At 46.9% G+C, this 18645-nt stretch carries 2 protein-coding genes; both read right to left on the reverse strand.

Annotated elements, in window-relative coordinates:
* Positions 1–42: 42 nt before the first annotated feature.
* Entirely contained in the window at positions 43–7401 is a 7359-nt protein-coding gene (locus tag HP398_RS07320) for a beta-ketoacyl synthase N-terminal-like domain-containing protein (RefSeq protein ID WP_173622264.1), read from the reverse strand.
* An 18-nt stretch (positions 7402–7419) separates the two neighbouring features.
* Positions 7420–18645, reverse strand: a complete 11226-nt coding sequence (locus HP398_RS07325) for an SDR family NAD(P)-dependent oxidoreductase (RefSeq protein ID WP_173622265.1) — start codon at positions 18643–18645, stop codon at positions 7420–7422.

Genomic DNA, 18645 nt, shown 5'->3' on the forward strand with positions numbered 1-18645 from the left:
TCCCACATGGTGATTCTGCTGCCTTTTTTATAGATGAATTCATCAGCTTAATAGCTCCAAAATCGCCTCTTCTGGAAGCTCATCAATAGCAGCAATCAGTTCCTCTTCAATCAGCTCCGCCATCCCTGCCACGGTTGGCGCGGAAAAGAGATTGTCTAAATCCAAATCAACCGGGAAGCTATTCTTCAATCTGGAAATAATCTGAGTGGCCATGATTGAATCGCCGCCAAGATCTTGGAAGTTTTTGTGAATGTCAACCTTTTTCACGCCAAGTACCTCTTCCCACGCAGCAGCAATTTTTCTCACGAGTTCGTTACGTGGTGTATCATCATCGTCAGCAGGTATGACATCATGATGGATCACCGAGTTTTGGATTTCTGTCTCGCTCCCATCTGCTTCTTCCACCTGAACACGAGGTAGCTCAGTTGAGTTGGCTATGTCTGCTGCTCTGTGTTCGTGTTTTTCTACTGTCCGTTCGGAAGTGGCGGCTGCTTCTTGATGGGTTCGGTTGCCTACGACAACTTTGGGTAAACGGTATCGTTCCTTGGCAAAAGGATAGCTTGGCAGGCCTGATAGACGACTTACCATTCCTTTTGGATAGAGAGCTCCCCACTCTATTTCGTTACCATGAACCCATAGCTCCGCCAGCTTTTTGATCTTCTTGTTCAGAGCGAGATTGCGGATAAAATCCCTTCCCTCTTCGGTATCGCCGATCTTGATTCCGCCCGTTTTGTTTATTTCTCCGATAAACAGATCAGCCGTTTTCGCCCCATTACTTTGTATGAATTGCTCTAACTGCGCAATCAGCTGTTCCTTACTGTCTACCACGATTGCTACTCGATGAGACATCGATTCCCTCGCAGTCTGATAGGTATAAAGGAAATCTGTCAGTTTCACATCATGATGATTCTCTACAAATGCTTTTGTTTTCATGGCATAGGCCACCAATTGTTCACGTGATTCTGCTGACAGCACGAAGACTCCCGTCGCTATCTCTTGACCCACAACAGGAGCAGAGGCTCTTACCTTGCTTCTATCAAACTCTTCGATCACCAGATGAGCATTGGTGCCGCTGAAGCCAAAAGAGCTGACCGCTGCCAATCGAGAGCCTTTGGAATTGGTCTGCCAATCTTGCAGCTTCGTATTCACGTAAACAGGGCTGTTTTCAAAATCAATGTGTTCATTCTCTTTGACAAAATGGATCGAAGGGGCCATCTTCTTGTTTTTCATGCTGAGTAAAACCTTGATGACACTCAACACCCCAGCCGCCGCTGTGGTATGGCCGATGTTGGCTTTCAAAGAACCAATGGCGCAGAATCGTTTCTTCGGTGTGAATTGGCGGAAGGATTCACTCAGCGCATGAATCTCTACAGGGTCCCCTAATTTGGTTGCGGTTCCGTGTGCCTCGATATATTGAATGTCTTCCACATCCATCTGTTTTTTCGCGTAAATGGATTTTTGCAGGTCGCTTTGCGCTTGGAAGCTAGGCACGGTAATGCCCAATGTCCGTCCATCCTGATTGGTCCCACTGCCACGGATGACACCATAGATGCTATCGTTATCTCGTAATGCATCTTGCAATCTTTTTAAAATCACAACGCCAACGCCATCCCCAACTACAATGCCATTGGCTCCATTGTCAAACGGACGGCACTCCCCTGTAGGAGATAGCATCCTTGCGTTACTCATCGAAATAAACGGGGCAGGATGGGAATAAATCGTAATTCCTCCTGCGATGGCCAGATTGACCTCTTCCGTCTTCAGCTTTTGGCAAGCAATATCGATCGCCACCAAAGAGGATGAGCAAGCTGTGTTCACAGCCAGAGCAGGTCCTTTTAGGTCAAGGAAATAAGCGATGCGCGAGGCGAGTATACTCGTATCCGATCCGAGCATGCCAAAATGAGAGAAATCTTGTTCTACTGTCATTCCCGCCATTGCGCCAATGACGGTTCCAACGGGTTGTCCTCTCAGCATCGACGGGGTATAACCTGCGTCCTCTAATGCTTTATAGCTCTCTTGTAAAAGGATGCGCTGCGTGACATCCATTGATTGGGCTTCGGTAGGAGAAATTTTGAAAAACGCTGGATCAAAATATTCAATATCCTCCATCGCCCCGTATTTCATCGGAATATCTACTAATGCATTTTCTTTGAAAAAGGCACGCCATTCTGGATTGGTCACTTCTCTGATGCAATCTTTGCCCTGACTGACGAGCTCCCAGAATTCATCTTGCCCCCGGGCTCCTGCTGTGCGGCAGGAAATCCCAATGATCGCAATATCATCGGAAGCAGCTTTAGGTGGCTCGTAGGCAATATTCCGCGTCGAGACTCTCTCTGTATAAGCAGGCTTCTCGTCAAGATTTCCATGATTTTGGTTAAGCGATTCTGTCTGCGCTGATTGGCGCTCTGGTAGATGAGTCGCGATGTAGCTCGCCAATGCATCTAGCGTATTATGCTCAAACACAACACTCGTTGGTAGTTTTAGATGAAACTTGCTATTGATGGCTTCGGATAATGGAACGGCATTGAGCGAGCCGATTCCCAAATCCTTAAGGGATTCTACCTCTTCCAGCTCTTCTTGTCTCAAGCCTAAAATGGTCGAAAAGACCTGGATCAGATCCGCTTTGATTTTTGTCCGATCCGGAATGGACTGATCTGCTGCAAAAACACGTTTTTGTTCAGAATATTCAGATGTCATTGATTGATTTTGAGCATCCGACACGAATGGTTTACTTGCATGGAGCTGGCTTGGCTCGTATTGCTGCAAATGGCTAGCAATATAGCTTGCCAACGAATCTAATGTATTATGTTCGAACACAACGCTGGTCGGTAGTTTCAGATTGAATTTGCTATTAATCATTTCGGATAAGGCAACGGCATTAAGAGAGCCAATTCCTATATCCTTCAAGGTCTCTACTTCTTCCAGCTCTCCTGGTAGATGACCTAAAACGGCAGCAAAAGCCTCTACCAAAGATTCTTTGATGGTTTCCCTATTCCAATGAAAGCTGTGACCATCCTGATTTGGATTCGGGAGCGTTCGCGTTTGCTTTTTCGGATAAGGAATAGAACCGCTGTTTACCATTTCCGCTAATGCTTCTGGATACGGTCTTTTCTTCGATATTTTGCTGGCATTCCATTCACAACGCTTCGTGTACGCAAGATACGGAGCCTTTTTTAGCTTAAACAAGCAATAGCTGATCCACCCTCGTTCGAGAGAGATAGATTGATTCACTGTGTTGATATACAAATCTTGAACAGCTTTAGGTAGATGCTTGATGTACTGTTCCACGTCAGGATCATGCAAGGCGTTAGCAATCTGCGGCGATACGTCAATGATTTCATCAATCACCAACTGATGCTCCGCTAAAAGCTCAATCCATTCTTGCACGGTGGGAATGCTGACTTCTACGTTCTGGTCTACGATTGGTCCTCGCGTATTCGCTATGTAATCGATCAACAGAACGGTTCCCTCTTCGTTCAGAGAAGAAGAGATATTTTGAAATAATCCATGTTTATTTCGAATATGGAAGCTCACTTCAATCCCGACAATCATGTCGTAGAGATCAGGGAAGGCATCCTTGGAGCTGTCTTTGTTGAAAATTTTCGCACGAGCACCCAGATTTTTCTGCGCGATTCGTTGATTGCCAAGCTCTGCTTGCGCCTTGGTAATCGTAAATCCGTGGGTTTCTATATGCGGATAGAGCTCTGCTATTTGAATCACATCTGTCCCATGACCGCATCCAAAGTCCAACACTTTTTGCACGCGCGAAAAATTTTCTTTGCAAAAAAGTACTTGTCGCATCTCTACTTGCTTCTCTCTTACCATTTCTCTTTCCAACGGATATTTTTCCGGATTCAAAATGACGCGACTCATTGAAAAGCCTGGAATCTTCTTTTCAAATGGACATACGGTCAAGTAATCCTCCGAAAACTCCGCTTCGCTGCTGTTGGCGCTATAGGTGTAAATCTCAACGGCCTTGTTTTCGAATTCTGGATGAGCGGATGTCATGCTCGTCTCCCTCCTAGAGTGATTCGTTTGATTGCGTTCTATCCAGCACGTTCTCCTCTTAAATGGATAGGTTGGGAGCTTAGCTACTCGGGATAACTCCTTCCCTTCATGCAGCTTCTGCCAAGGGATGGGATTGCCTAGAACCCACCATTTTGCCAGTTCCCCTACATCTCTTAGTTCGATTGCCTTAGCAACTCGGTCTGGCATCCATTCTTTGTTTTCCTTGAGATCCCCAAAAAAGCAATGATCCGTCTCTGCTTGATGCTCCAACCAACGTTCTAATTTCTGGTAAAGTTCTGTTTGACTATTGGTGATGACAGCTAAACGGCAAGGCATTTCTTCTCTTCCGATTTGAAGGGTATAAGCTGTATTCGCTAGATCGATATGTTGGTGCTTTTGCAAATAACCAATCCAGCGATGAATGTACGCTTGCAATCTCTCTTTCGTCTTAGCCGAAAAAACAAACAGCTGAGGCTCTGAATCATTTACTCTACTTGGTGAATTTCGGTTGTATTCCTCAACGATAAGATGGGCATTCACTCCACCGCCGCCAAAGCTGGTAATGCCTGCTCGTCGGGGGACTGTCTGCCCATCTACAGTGACCTTCTTCCATTCCGATACCTCTCGCTGCAATTGAAAGGGGAGTTGATCAAAAGGAATAGTTGGATTCAAATCGTCAGGAATCAGGGTTGGAACCAGCGTCTGATGCTGTAACGACAAAATCACTTTCATCAGCTGCGACATACCGGAAGCTGATTCACAATGCCCGATATTCGGTTTGACCGAACCGAGTCGATAGTCCCCTTCTGTTCCTTGACGGTTGTGAAAAGCTTTCGTCACCGCTGTCATTTCGACCGCATCGACGATGTCTGATCCATAGGCAGACATTTCTAGATAACTAATGGATCGAGGGTCCAGTCCGCCTTCTTCCAATGCTTCTTCCATCACATCTGCAATTGGGGTGGGGCTTGGTGTCATGTAGCTATTGGCTTTGCCCTTATGGTTGACGGCGCTTCCTCGTATCACGGCATAAATATGGTCCAGGTCCTGTACAGCCTGATCGTAATCCTTGAGAACAACAGCACCCACTCCCTCACCAGGCACAAAACCTATTCCGCCGTTCCCAAAGGCAGCACTGTCAGATGTATGGGAGATGAGCTGTCCCACTGTCAGACCAAAGTAGGTATGCGGATGGGTGTACAGATTCACCCCACCAGCAATCGCCATGCTTCCCTTCCCGTTTCGGATGTATTCACATGCTTCATGAATCGCTACTAACGCTGAGGAACACATCGTATCGATCGGCATACTCGGACCCTGTAAGTTTAGATAGTAGGAAGCCCGATTTACCATCGATGAATATGAGGTTGTCGGAAAGTGATGGGTGGTTTCCGTGCTATACAGATGAAAACCTTGTTTCGTAATGCCACCAAATACCCCTGTTCGCTTTCGCAGTTCCGTAGGCATCTTCGATGAGGCATAGCCTGCATCTTCTAACGCCTTCCAACACTCTTCTAAATAGAGGCGCTCTTGAGGGTCTATATTTTCTGCTTCTCGCGGAGTCATATTGAAAAATAACGGATCAAACTGATCAAATTCTTCTAAGAAGGCCCCCCATTTGCTATAGCTTTTTCCTTGGGAAATGGCTTCCTCTCGATTTGGATGATAATACTCTGTCCAATCCCAACGCTTGGCTGGAATTTCTGAAATAGACTTTTTACCCTGCACCAAATTCTCCCAAAACTCATCCAATGTGTTAGCTTGAGCAAAGCGCCCACTCATGCCAATAATCGCTATTTTACCGGAGGACGCAGGCTTTGACGCCGTCATTTGCGAATGAGCAGATGACGCAAATGCTCTCGCTTTTCCTGGGATTCGTTTCCCTTCGATTTTCGGCAATGGAGAAAACTCAACATGATCTTCCGTTCGATTTGGCTCCTGCTTGTGATCATCCAATCCTGTGAGTGAAATCAGTGCTTCCCTTTGTGTCTCTAGTAAATGCTCGACTAAGTCATCTACTGTCTGATATTCAAAAAACAATGTACCGCTGATCGTTTCCCCGAAAATTTTCCGAAATTGATTGATCAGTTGTACAGATAAAATGGAATCCATCCCATATGCCTCTAAAGACTCTGAAGTATCCATTCGGTTACTCGGCATTTTCAGCGTTTCAGCAATCAACTGTTTGATGTATTCCATACTTTTTCCGCGCAGGACTTCCTCGATTGCCTTTCCTTCAGGAGCGGAAGGTATGTTCACTCTCTTTGGTTTTGGTTGTTCCGCATTTATGCTCGTTGCAGGTTTAGGCTGTTGTTTTTGCTGTTGGCGAATCACGCCGTCGCTTTCGGTAACAATAATCTGCTGCCCCATCACGTGCGCCTCTTCTGTTGGGAAAAAGACCGACTGAAATCCTTCTTCCTCCAATACTCTCTGCCACTTTGACGAAGATAGCCCAGGGCAGCCTGAAAGGCGCAGCTCTGGGTCTTCGTACAGCCACCATCCCTCCAACAAACCAAAGGTAAGATGGAGGAAGATGGTGTTTTTACTCATTTCATTCAGCAGTAGCAAGCCGTTCTTCTTTAAAACAGCTTTCGCGTTACGCAGCGTTTGGCGAATATTTTTGGTGGCGTGCAGGACATTGGCTGCAATGACAATATCATACCTGCCTAGATCAATTCCTTGTCCCGTCACCGACTCTTCTACGTTAAAAATCTGATAGGTCAAATAAGGATTGCTTGGGCCATACTCTTTTTCTGCATGTATGAAAAAGGCTTTGGACAGGTCTGTGTAGCAATATTCCTGGATATGCTCTTCATACACCTTTAGTTTTTGGAAAACAACAGCACTTGTTCCTCCCGTACCTGCACCAATCTCGAGAATGCGAATGCGGGCCGCAGAATCTTGGTTCAGCCGTTCCTCAACAAAAGCAACCACTGTATCAGCGAGAACTTCATTGAAGTAGTCGGAAACCGTGTTATTTTTGTATACCTTCTCGACTAATTCCATCGACGAATTGGGAAAGATGACTTCTGTGGCCCGCACTTTTCCAGTGAGAATTTGCGGTAAAGCACGCAGGGTTGCCTCGACTAGCTTGACTTGCGCATTCGTATCCGAATTCTTTAGCCAGACTTCTTTTTCTTGCTCCCATTCTTGCCAGACAGCCGTACTGGAAATGGGAGCAGTATCGATCACGGTAGATGTTGCGCGATCGTAAACGAGATAATCATTCCGAGCCAAAACAGAAGCCGTTTCTTCGAGCCACATGTCATATAAGTCAAGCAGACCGCTTTTTCTTTTGAGATCGCTGAGCGCTTGATTCTTTTCCGTAAAGCAGTCAAGCGACTGCATTTGACCCCATAGTAACTTTAAGAGAAGCTCGTCCATTTTGTTCATTCTAGGCACTCCTTCGGCTTACACGTATAGAACCGGTTTGTCCTGTTCTCTTTCTGATTGAGATTTCAGGGTGGTATTGACTAGAAATTCAGTGATGTGCTTAAGCGTTGGGTAGTCCATCATCACAGCAGGTGTCAGTTCAAGCTTGTACTTCTGATTGATTTTGGTAGAAAATTCGGTGAGCTTGACTGGATCGAAACCGTACTCCTTCCATTCAATATCCGTATCAATTTCTTCACTCTCTACCTTCAGGATTAGAGAGGCGAGTTGAATGATCGTAGCTAGTACGTTATCAAACAAGCTGTTCCTGTCCGTATTTGTTTCTGATGCAAAATAGGCTGCTGTGGGCATTTCTTTTACTTTTAACTTGTTTTTAATGCTTGCCATGCTGGAGGAAATTTTGGTTGAAACGACTGTAACAGATTCGCTTGTATGGATTCCTTCCATATCGAGTGGCTTGGTTGTTTTCATCAACGCCAATTGATTCATCGGACCTGATAGCAAAGCTTCCAATGCCTCCATCCCTTCTGAAGGTTCAATCGAGCCAATGCCGATCTGTTCCATTCGTTCCTGATAGCCCTTGGACGCAACGATTCCAACACTGCCCCAGTATCCCCAGTTCATTACTTTTACCGCACACGTCCATTCCTCGGCAAGCTGATGGGCGAAAGCATCTTTAAAGGCGCAGCCTGAAGCATAATTGCTTTGTCCAGGCGATTTGGTAAACGAGTTAATCGAGGAGAAAAACAGGACAAAATCCAATGGCTCCTCGCCAAATACTTGACTCATCCGCACACTTACCTCTACTTTTGGTACCAGTCCGGCTCGGAAGGCTGTCTCGTCCATATTCGCCAGACTTCTATCAAGGAGAACAATAGCGGAATGAATCACTCCGTTAATCTTGCCAAATCGTTTCTTGCTCTCTTCGTAAGCAGCTTGCAGCGACTCGCGATCCGTAGCATCGGCTTCGAAATAGAGCGGTGCAGGTCCTAGGGCAGCAAGTTGATTTATTTTGTTCTGAATCGACTCATCTTTCTTGCGGCGACCGATCCAAATGATTTGTGCTTGATAGGTGCGGATCATGTATTCGCTCCACGCTTGTCCAATACCACCCGCGCCTCCAATCACAACATAGACTCCATGCTGTTTGTAGACGGTTTGGTTAATGGAAGGACTCTGCACGGGCATTAGCTGCTGGCGAAACCACGCATGTCCACGATATGCCCAAGCGTTTCCATGAGCGTCGGAAGGTAAAGCAAAAATATCGCGTAGCGGCCAATCGGCATGCGCGTCCAAATCGACGAGTCTTACCTTCCAGTTCGGATATTCCTTCGCCATCGATCCGATCAACCCGTGGATGCTGGCATGCGTTGGATGAACCGTATCTTTTTTGTAGATAGCCTGCGCCTGAACAGTAATGATCGTCCAGCCCAAGTCTCTCGTCTGATACTCCAACGCAAGTAAAGCCTTGATCAAGCGGAAAACTTGAATAACGCCCCGCTCCTGCCCAATCATCAAAGACTCCTCTTTTACCGATTCCACTGGGCTGTTGGGAGCCACCCACATGAGATGATCGATCACACCCCGCTCTTGCAGCTTACTTGCGATAGCCTCAATAGAGTCATCTGACTGAAGCGGTAAAACAGTAGCTTGAGGGTAATGACGTTGAAGGAGACTTCTGTCCTTTTCTTCGGCGCAAACGATGACTACTTGATCACTTGTTGCTGGAATGACTTCCCCTTTTTCTACAGACACGGCGTTCCATACTGGCGTGAGCATCGTGGTTCCCATCAGCGGTGGAGTGGAAGTCACTATTTCCTGAGTCTCTCTCACCGTCGCACCCCGTTTTTCACTTCCAACTGCAAAACCTTTTATCCTCACGCCAATTCTGCCTGACTCATCACATATATCGATATCTATTTTCTTGTTCTCCGATTCATCACTGGATCGAATAAGAGCATACATGACAGCAGGATGATTTTCGAAGATCTCCAGCTCTTCAAGGGTAAACGTACCATTTGGTTGGATGGAGCTGGTGTTGTCAGATGATGTAGACTCCGTGATGAGATAACGAGATGACTGCAACAGAGACTCCAACTGGCTAGGATGGAGAACGAATTGTCCTGCTGGCTCCATGGCAATCGAAGGCAAGGAGAGTTTTACCAATACTTGTCCTCGTGTCCTGTATACTTGGTCAATCCCTTGAAACAGCTCGTAGCATTTTTGGGCAGTAAGCACCTCACTGCTCTCGGCTTGCATGGCAGGTATATCCAACATGGGTGCTTCAACGAGCGAAGTGAATTCGACCATACCTTGGCTGTGTACCACAGACCTGGTCTCCTCTTCTTTCGATTCGCTGTAGATTGCATAAGCAAGCACTCCAGTGTCCTCTGGATAGATACCCAGGTGTACCTGAACCAGATCATCGCCCACCAATAGCGGAACATCTGTAGCAACATGAGTCATTCGGATTCCAGATAAAGTCCCCTCTCGATCTCCTGCTGCCTGTTTCACTGCCGCCCGTGCCATCTCCAGATAAGCAGTGAGTGGAAAGAGGCGCTGCCCATTTCCAAGACGATCTGCCAAGAACGGCTCCTGCCCTGTAAAGCTGGAACTGTATCTCAGCTCATAGAGGTCAGAAGTGTTCTTATGAAGCAATGGATGGAGGATATCACCGCTAACGGAAGAAGCTTTAGTCCTACTTGTTGCCATTGGTTTTTGAACGTCTATCCAATAACGCTCCCTGGCAAAAGGATAGGTAGGCAAACTGACGCGGCGCGGCTTATCTTCGCTATATAGCTTATTCCAGTCAAAAGAGACGCCCTTAACCCAAAGATTCAGCAGTTTAGCGTATTTCCCCTTGGCAATCCATGTCTCCACTGTTTGCTTCATATCCTCATCAGCAAAAAGAGCTACCGTGTCATGATTGCGCTTCACTCGCCCACGATACAGCTCGGCAATGTTCTCTGCGCCTTCTGCAAACTGCGTTAGTTTTTCCGCAAGCTCACCCACTGATCGGACGATAACAGCCAAGCGTTCTTCCAGCGCTTCCCGCCCTACTTGAAGCGTAAAAGCGACGTCAGTCAATTGGGCATCGGTCAATGCTTCTTCTTTGATCGCCTTCAATAATCGATTCACTTGAGCGAACAGTCTCTCTTCGTTCTTCGCTGAGAGAACGATCATGTTTGGTTGCTGTGGCTGAATGCTACTATCGGGCTGTCTATCTTTTTCGAGATACTCTTCGATGACAATATGGACATTGGCTCCTCCCGCCCCAAATGACGATAGCCCAGCGATTCTCGGATACTCCTTGGTTACTCCGTTGATCTCCATGATGGGTCGCTTCCATTCAGCCAGCTGTTGCTGAACCATAAATGGCGTTTGACTGAAATCAATGTTTGGATTCATTACCTCAGCGTGCAGGGATGGTGCTATTTGACCGTACTTCATCTGAAGCAATATTTTGGTCAATCCTGCAATTCCTGCCGCGCTCTCCGTATGCCCAATGTTCGACTTGGCCGAGCCGATGGCGCAGAATTGCTTGTCTTTCGTGTATTGTCCAAATGCGCGAGTCAGTCCCGCAATCTCGATTGGATCTCCCAGAGCGGTCCCTGTACCGTGCGCTTCGATATAGCTGACGGCACGAGCATCTACTCCTGCCCGCTGCAATGCGTCGTGGATTACCTGCGACTGCGCGATTGGGTTTGGAACCGTATATCCATTTGTTTTGCCGCCTGCATTGAGCATGCTTCCCTTGATTACGCCGTATATGTGGTCACCGTCGGCAATCGCCTTTTGCAGAGGCTTCAATATGATAGCTCCCACACCTTCTCCATCTACGAAGCCATCCGCTTGGTCGCCAAACGACTTGCAGCAGTCACCAGCAGATAGCATAGTCGCTCCAGACAGTCGAATATAGTGGAACGGATCGACAATTAAATTGACCCCGCCTGCGATGGCACATTCACTTGTTCCGCTATACAGGCTTTCCAAGGCTAAATGGATCGCCGTCAAAGAAGAGGAGCATGCCGTATCCACTGCTAGACTTGGTCCTTGGAAATTGAACAAGTAGGAAAGGCGATTGGCAATCGACCAGTAGCTCGTTCCTGCTGGGTAATTTCCATTCATGACACCAACAAACACACCAATTTTTCTGCTTTCTCCTAATGTCGCAGGAGTATAACCCGCATCCTCCATACATGCGTATGCCGTTTCTAAAAATAAGCGCTCCTGAGGGTCCATTTGCTCCGCTTCGTTAGGCGAAATTTGGAAAAATAGCGGGTCGAATTTATCCATATCCTCGATGAAACCGCCCCATTTGGTGTACATGTATCCTCTTTTTCCTTTTTCTTCGCTGAAATATTCTTGCCAGTTCCAACGATCCTCCGGTACTTCCGTGATACAATTCTTCCCTTCTTTCAGGCGAGACCAAAACTCCCAGACATCTTCCGCTTGCGGATAACGACCTGAAAGACCAATGATCGCCACATCCTGTCTGGACGGCGCTGCTGGTTTTTCCGGTTGCGTATCAAGAGCTTGCAGGAAACGGCGAGACTTTGCCTTTCGAAATGCCGAGCCAGCTTGCTCTCTGGTTGGCTTTGCAGTAGCTGCTGAGTTGGTTACTTGCTTTTGAACAGGCTGCTGTTCATCTATTCCTACTAGAGCAAGTAGTTCATCCTTTTGTGTTGTCATGAAATGCTCGACCAGCGCATCAATCGTTTGATATTCAAAAAAGAGGGTCGTGCTGATCTGATGCAATTTTTTCCGTAAGACATTCGTCATTTGCACAATCATAATCGAATCAATGCCATACTCCTCCAGGGCGGCAGAAGAGTCGATCTGGTCAAATGGAATTTTCAGTGTTTCTCCGACCAATTGCTTGAAATAGGCGATGCTTTTCTCATGAAGCATATCCTCCGTGCTTGTTCCTCTGTCTGTAGCTGGAGGACTTGGCTGAGTAGAAGCTGAGGTCCCCATTGATTTCTGCTGTTGTTTGGACTTGCGGACAACGCCGTCACTTTCAGCAATTATCAACTGTGGATAGGAATCAACTCGATAGCCCTCATCTTTCAACACTTTCTGCCAACCTTCCAGAGGCAATGAAAGTTCTAGTAGAAGCAGACCATTCCTTTTTAAGAGATACTTGCAGGTACGCATGGCTTGGCGAATATGCTGAGCTTTGTGCAGATTATCAGCTGTGATAATCAAGTCGTATGCACCAGCGTTCATTCCTTGTTCACCTAACGCCGCTTCTGGATCAAAAACTTGGAAGCTCATATGCTCTTGATAGGCATGTAATTTTTGTAAAATCAAAGAACTGGTAGATTTTGTACCTGCTCCGATCTCGAGAATCCGAATTCTTGCAAATTGCTCCTGCTTCAACCGCTCCTCGATAAAGGCAGCCGCTACATCAGCAAGCCCTTCATTTTCATGGGCAGACAGCTGTAGCATGGATGGATAACGTTCAGGGTGAACATCCACCCATTCTTCTACCTTCATCCCTTCAATGACAATAGGCTTCGTTATCTTCATAAAAGCAATTTGATTCATGGCTCCTGCGAGAAGTGTCTCTACAGCTTGCATAGCTTCTGGAGGCTGAATAAGGCCAATGCCGATTTGCTCCAAACGCCGATAGATTTCTACCATCTCTTGATGAGACTCTTCCACTTGCCCACTGCTCCAATATCCCCAATTGATCAGTTTCACCGCACATGGCCATGCTTGGGTCAATTGATGAGCATATGCATCCTTAAAGGTACATCCGGCAGCGTAGTTGCTTTGCTTCGGAGCTTTCGTAACTGCCATGAGTGAAGAGAAGAATAATACGAAATCCAAAGGCTCCTTCTCAAACACCAACGCGATGTTCACACTCACATCAACCTTAGATGAAAGCACTGCTCGGAAACCTTCCTCTTGCATAGTCTCCAAGCTTTCCTCAACTAAGACCATGGCAGAATGAACAACTCCGTCAATCCGTCTATACGTTTGCTTTATTTGTTCATAAGCTTGTTCCAAAGCGTTCTGCTGCGTTGCATCCGCTGTTATATAGTCTGGTGCTGGTCCAAAAGCGGCAAGTCTATCTATCTTCGCTTGAATCTCTTCATTTTTTTGACGACGACCCATCCATATGATCTGGGCTTGATAGGTACGAATCATATACTCGGACCATGCTTCGCCGATGCCACCAGCACCGCCAATCACCAAATAAATGCCACCCTGCCTCAACTGTGTCTGATCGATCGGAGGATGGTCGATGGTAAGCAACTGTTGGCGATACCATTCTCCCTGACGATACACCCACGGACGACCCTGACGATCTCTTGGCAGCCTAAACATATCATCCAACGGCCATTCAGATTCGGCCTCTACATCCATGAGTCGAATCTTCCAGTTTGGATATTCCTTCGCCATCGAACCAATTAACCCGTGAATACTGGCGTGGCAAGGATTCACAACATCTGTATTCCGAATGGGCTGGGATTGAACCGTGATGACACTCCACCCCAACTCCTTACTTCCGTATCCCAAGCGAAGCAAGGCTTTAATCGTTCGGAAGCATAGAATCACTCCCTGATCTTGCCCCGCGATTAATCGATGATCCGCCAAGGAATCTATCGCATCAAAAGGAGCGATCCACACCATATGATCAATGGAACCAAGCTCTTCTAGTCGGTGTACGATTTCCTCAATCGTATTCTCAGCCTTAATGGACAACACTTTTGCTCGTGGATAGTATGGTTGAATCGCGCTCCCATTCTCTTCATTTCCCCCCACAATGACAACCTGTTCATCAGTAGTAGGGAAAAGCTGCCCCTTCTCAACGGGAGTCACATCCCACACAGCGGACAGCATGAGATTCCCCACCGGAGGCTCCAGTGAGGGTACGGGAGAAGCGCTGCTCGAAGCAACGTGATTCGCTGGCTTCCCGTCCTCCAGCACTCGCATGGAATATCCCTTTATTCGTACACAAACGGTTCCTTGGTCATCGCACAAATCAATATCTAGCTTCTGTACCTTGTCATCTGCGCTGCTGTTAGCACTGTAACGAACGTACGCCCACATTGAGGATGTGCACTTGTTGTGAATGTCAATTTCCTCCATGGCAAAAGGCAAGGAGGGCTTGCGACTGGAGTCGCCATCCGCTGATGGGGTATCTTCCCCACCCATCATTAGCCCGATAGATGCCTGCAAGGCAGAATCCATTAAGCTTGGATGCAGGACAAAAGGGTTCTCCATTTCGGAGACGGAGGCAGGCAAGGTTAGCTTGGCTAATACTTTGCCCTCCCCTACATACAAGGTATCAATTCCTTGATGTGCCGAACCATAATCCATTCCTATTGATTGAAAAATGCTGTAGCATAGTTCGGATGAAAACTCACGTTGGCCGCATTCTGCTTGTATGGATGGCAGATTCAAGGCATGCTTCTCAGCAACAGAATGAAGCATGACGCTCCCCAGACTGTGCACGACTGGTTCTGCATCCATAGCCTCCGACTCGCTATAGATTTCAAAACGAATTTCACCATTCTCTTCGGGAACAAGACCGATATGGATCTGTGCAGGTTGGTCCCCCACAACAATTGGCCGTGTCCAAACCACGTTTTTGAGTTGAATCTGGGCTGGTTCTTCGGTCAAGGCAGCCGTTGCTTGCTCTGCTGCTGCTCTCGCCATCTCCAGATAGGCAACTCCCGGCAAGATTCTCTGATTCTTCACGACATGATCCGATAGGAAAAACTCCTGACCTGTAAAAGTGGAGCTAAACCTCTGTTCAGAAAAATCAGAAGTATTCCGTTGCAACAGTGGATGAATCGCAGGTTCGCTCGTGAATGGAGCTGCTGTCTTGCCGCTTACAGATTTCATTTTGCTCTCTGGAATCCAATAACGATTCTTCGCAAATGGGTACGTCGGCAAGGGAACACGTCTCGGTTTGTTATTCAAATAAAGCTGTTCCCAATCCACTTCATAGCCTGTCACCCAACATTCAGCCATTTTTCTGATGCTGCCTTCTGCAATCCAGCTTTGGAATCCGGTTGACTCGTTGTTAGGCTTCAAGCTCCCTTCCCAACAAGTATCGATCGTATTCTCGCCTCTCGAATAAGCTTCCAATTTTCCGATCAGCTCAGGTATATCCTCGACGACAAAGGCTACTCGTTCCCTCATCCCTTCTCGTCCAACTTGCAAAGTATACGCCACATTTTCCAGATCGATTTGCGCTGCTGGATCAGTAAAATACTGACCTTCTCCCTCTATATCGTCTCGATGGTTATCTAGGAGAGAAGCGATGACGGAAGCAATGGAGCTGCTTTGATCGAACTCCTTGATATCTAGCTGAATATGCAGCTCCTCTTGCAGTTTTTGCGTTAGCTGTGTGATTTGAACGAGGTCTACTCCGTATTCATGCCACTCTTGTTCCATCTCAATGCTGTTTTCTCCCACGTGAATAATACTGGATAAAATCCCGCGAAGCTTCTTCTCCAGCATTTCTTGAAGCTGATTTCGCTTCTCTTCCGTGCGTAGTTGAGGGTGATTGTCTGTTGATACCCCTTTTAGAAACTCCGCTACTTTTTGCGCATAGACTTGCAATCGCTCCTTATTCTTGGCAGATAGTGGAATCATCACTGGGTGATTTTTATGGCCAATGGCTTGCGCTTTCGGCTTTGTTTCAGCTGGAATGTATTCTTCCAAAATAATATGGGCATTAGACCCCGAAGCTCCAAACGAACTTACCCCTGCTCGTCTCGGAACGGTGACTTTTTGACCGTTTTTCATGCTCTCCGATTTCCATTCTTCTGTCCGTTGCTGTACATAAAAAGGAGATTGCGCAAAATCAATAAACGGATTCACTTCCTTGGCATGTAAGGAAGCAACGAGCGTTTTATGGTGGAGCTGAAGAACAGCTTTTTGCAGACCGCTGATACCCGCAGCAGATTCTGCATGTCCGATATTCGATTTCACAGAGCCAATAGCGCAAAACTGCTGATCCTCTGTATATTGACGGAACGCTTTCACCAATCCTTGAATTTCAATGGGATCACCCAAAGAAGTTCCGGTCCCGTGCGCTTCCACATAACGAATCGTTCGCGCGTTCACACCGCTCTTTTCCAGGCATGCTGTAATCACTTCTGCTTGAGCAACAGGGCTTGGTACGGAAGGCCCGCTCACCGATCCGACGTGGTTCACACTACTTCCTTTTACCACGGCATAAATATGATCTCCATCCTCAATCGCTTTGTGCAATGGCTTTAACACGACGGTACCGACGCCTTCTCCAGAAACATACCCATCGCCATCCTTGCCAAAGGTATGACAATAGCCATCACTAGCGTGCATATCCATCATGCCATAGGACAAGTATTTTCCAGGATGCAAGGATAAATTGACGCCACCCGCCAATGCTACCTCACATTCTCCGCGCTTGATGCTCTCCAGCGCCAAATGAACAGCCGTCAGCGAGGAGGAGCATACGGTGTCAATCGCCATGCTCGGACCATGAAAATTGCAGAAATAGGAAACGCGATTGGCAATCGGTGCATAGTTCAACGATAACGGGAACATTTCTCCCCGAGACATCGCTTCCGCTCCGATTAGGGAATAATCCTTGTGCATCACGCCAACAAAGACACCAACCTGCCGCCTGTTACTGCTCCCCCGAGGCGGAACAATCGTCTTCGGCGTATAACCCGCGTCTTCCATCGCTTCCCAGCACGTTTCCAAAAACAAACGCTCTTGGGGGTCCATCGTTTCTGCTTCCCGCGGGGATATTCTGAAAAATGGAGAATCAAAGCAATCAGGGTCTTCAATAAACCCTCCCCATTTGGACATCTGCTTTCCAGAAGGGGATTTGAGTTCTCCAAACTGCTGCCAATCCCAGCGAGATTTCGGGACTTCTTTGATGCAGTCTTTGCCCTCTTTTAAATTCATCCAGAATTCATGGAGATTTCTGGCCTCTGGATAACGACCTGCCATCCCGATGATCGCAATTTCTTCATTGGCATTCGCTGTATGATTCTCGGAAGGTGATGATGCATCTACGACCTTTGCAGATTGCGGCAACTCTTGGCTACCTTCCTGTTTCATCAAATCAAGCCCGCTGAATACGGAAGCATGATTCTCGGCAAGATAGGCGGCCAACTCAGCGATATTCGTATATTCAAACAATAAAGTAGGAGCCAGCGGCATTCCTACTTTCGCTTCGACAGCCTTCACAACTTCCAACAAGCCCGGTGAATTAAGCCCCATTTCATAGTAACCAATCTGCGTATCAATCGACGCGGCTGGAACTTGTAATCGATCTGCCAGCAGTTGTTGCAAAAAAGTTTGTGCTTTCCTCACGAAGGCAGACTGTGGCTCATTCGATTCATGAAGGGGTTCTTTGATATCCCCTCGAAGCTGAGGTACTTCTTTTTTATTGGGATTGATCAGACCAGGATCACGAACTAACTTGCCCGCAAAATTTTGCAAATGCGCAATTTTTTTGCCTGATCGATCAAAGAACTCCATCGTCATATACATCAGTTCATTTTTTCGCTGGATGGATGAAGTTTGTACTCTGGCAAAGCAATGTTGCTGTAAAAGAGCTGTGGCCCGAAAAGATTCATAAAAAAGCGGCAAAAATAGCCGTTGTTCTTCTTGGATTACCGAGGTGAACAATACCATCGAGCCGATAGCGGACCCATCGATCAACGTCGGGTGAAACATGAACCCTTCCGCACTGGGAAGGGCATGTTTACCGAGAGATATATCCATTACCGCCGCTGAATCTGTTTCATATATCGTTCCTTCTGCCTTCATAAAACCTGTATGCACCAATTCCTGACGACGGCATTGTTCATATACGTCATGCAGATTGACTTTTTTGTTTGCAGCTTGCTCTAGGATGGGAAGATCCAGCGTTTCATCGAACTGCGCAGGAGCACTTTGATGCATATCAGCAGTGACATATAGCTTTTTCTCCGAGTCTAACATGCCGTTGCGCTGTGTCTGACCCTCCATCCGAATCTGCCACTGTCCTGCTTTGCCTTGCGTGCACCAAATGCTCAGCATGACATCATAATCTTGTCCCACCATGATCGGATGATAGATCGTTAGATTACGAAGCTCAAGCTCGCTGTAATCATGACCATTTTCTCGAAACATTTGATACAACAAATCAATATGAGCTAATCCAGGCAACAGTTCCTGACCGTGCGCTTTATGATTTTTGAGGATTGGATGGTTGATCGTTATGAGAAACTGATCATGCAC

The sequence above is a fragment of the Brevibacillus sp. HB1.4B genome, from assembly GCF_013284285.1.
GTDB classification, from domain to species: domain Bacteria; phylum Bacillota; class Bacilli; order Brevibacillales; family Brevibacillaceae; genus Brevibacillus; species Brevibacillus porteri.

What these genes read in the sequence shown, in the direction of transcription:
- HP398_RS07320 (WP_173622264.1), bottom strand. Translation starts at nt 7,401, where the DNA reads ATGAACAAAATGGACGAGCTTCTCTTAAAGTTACTATGGGGTCAAATG.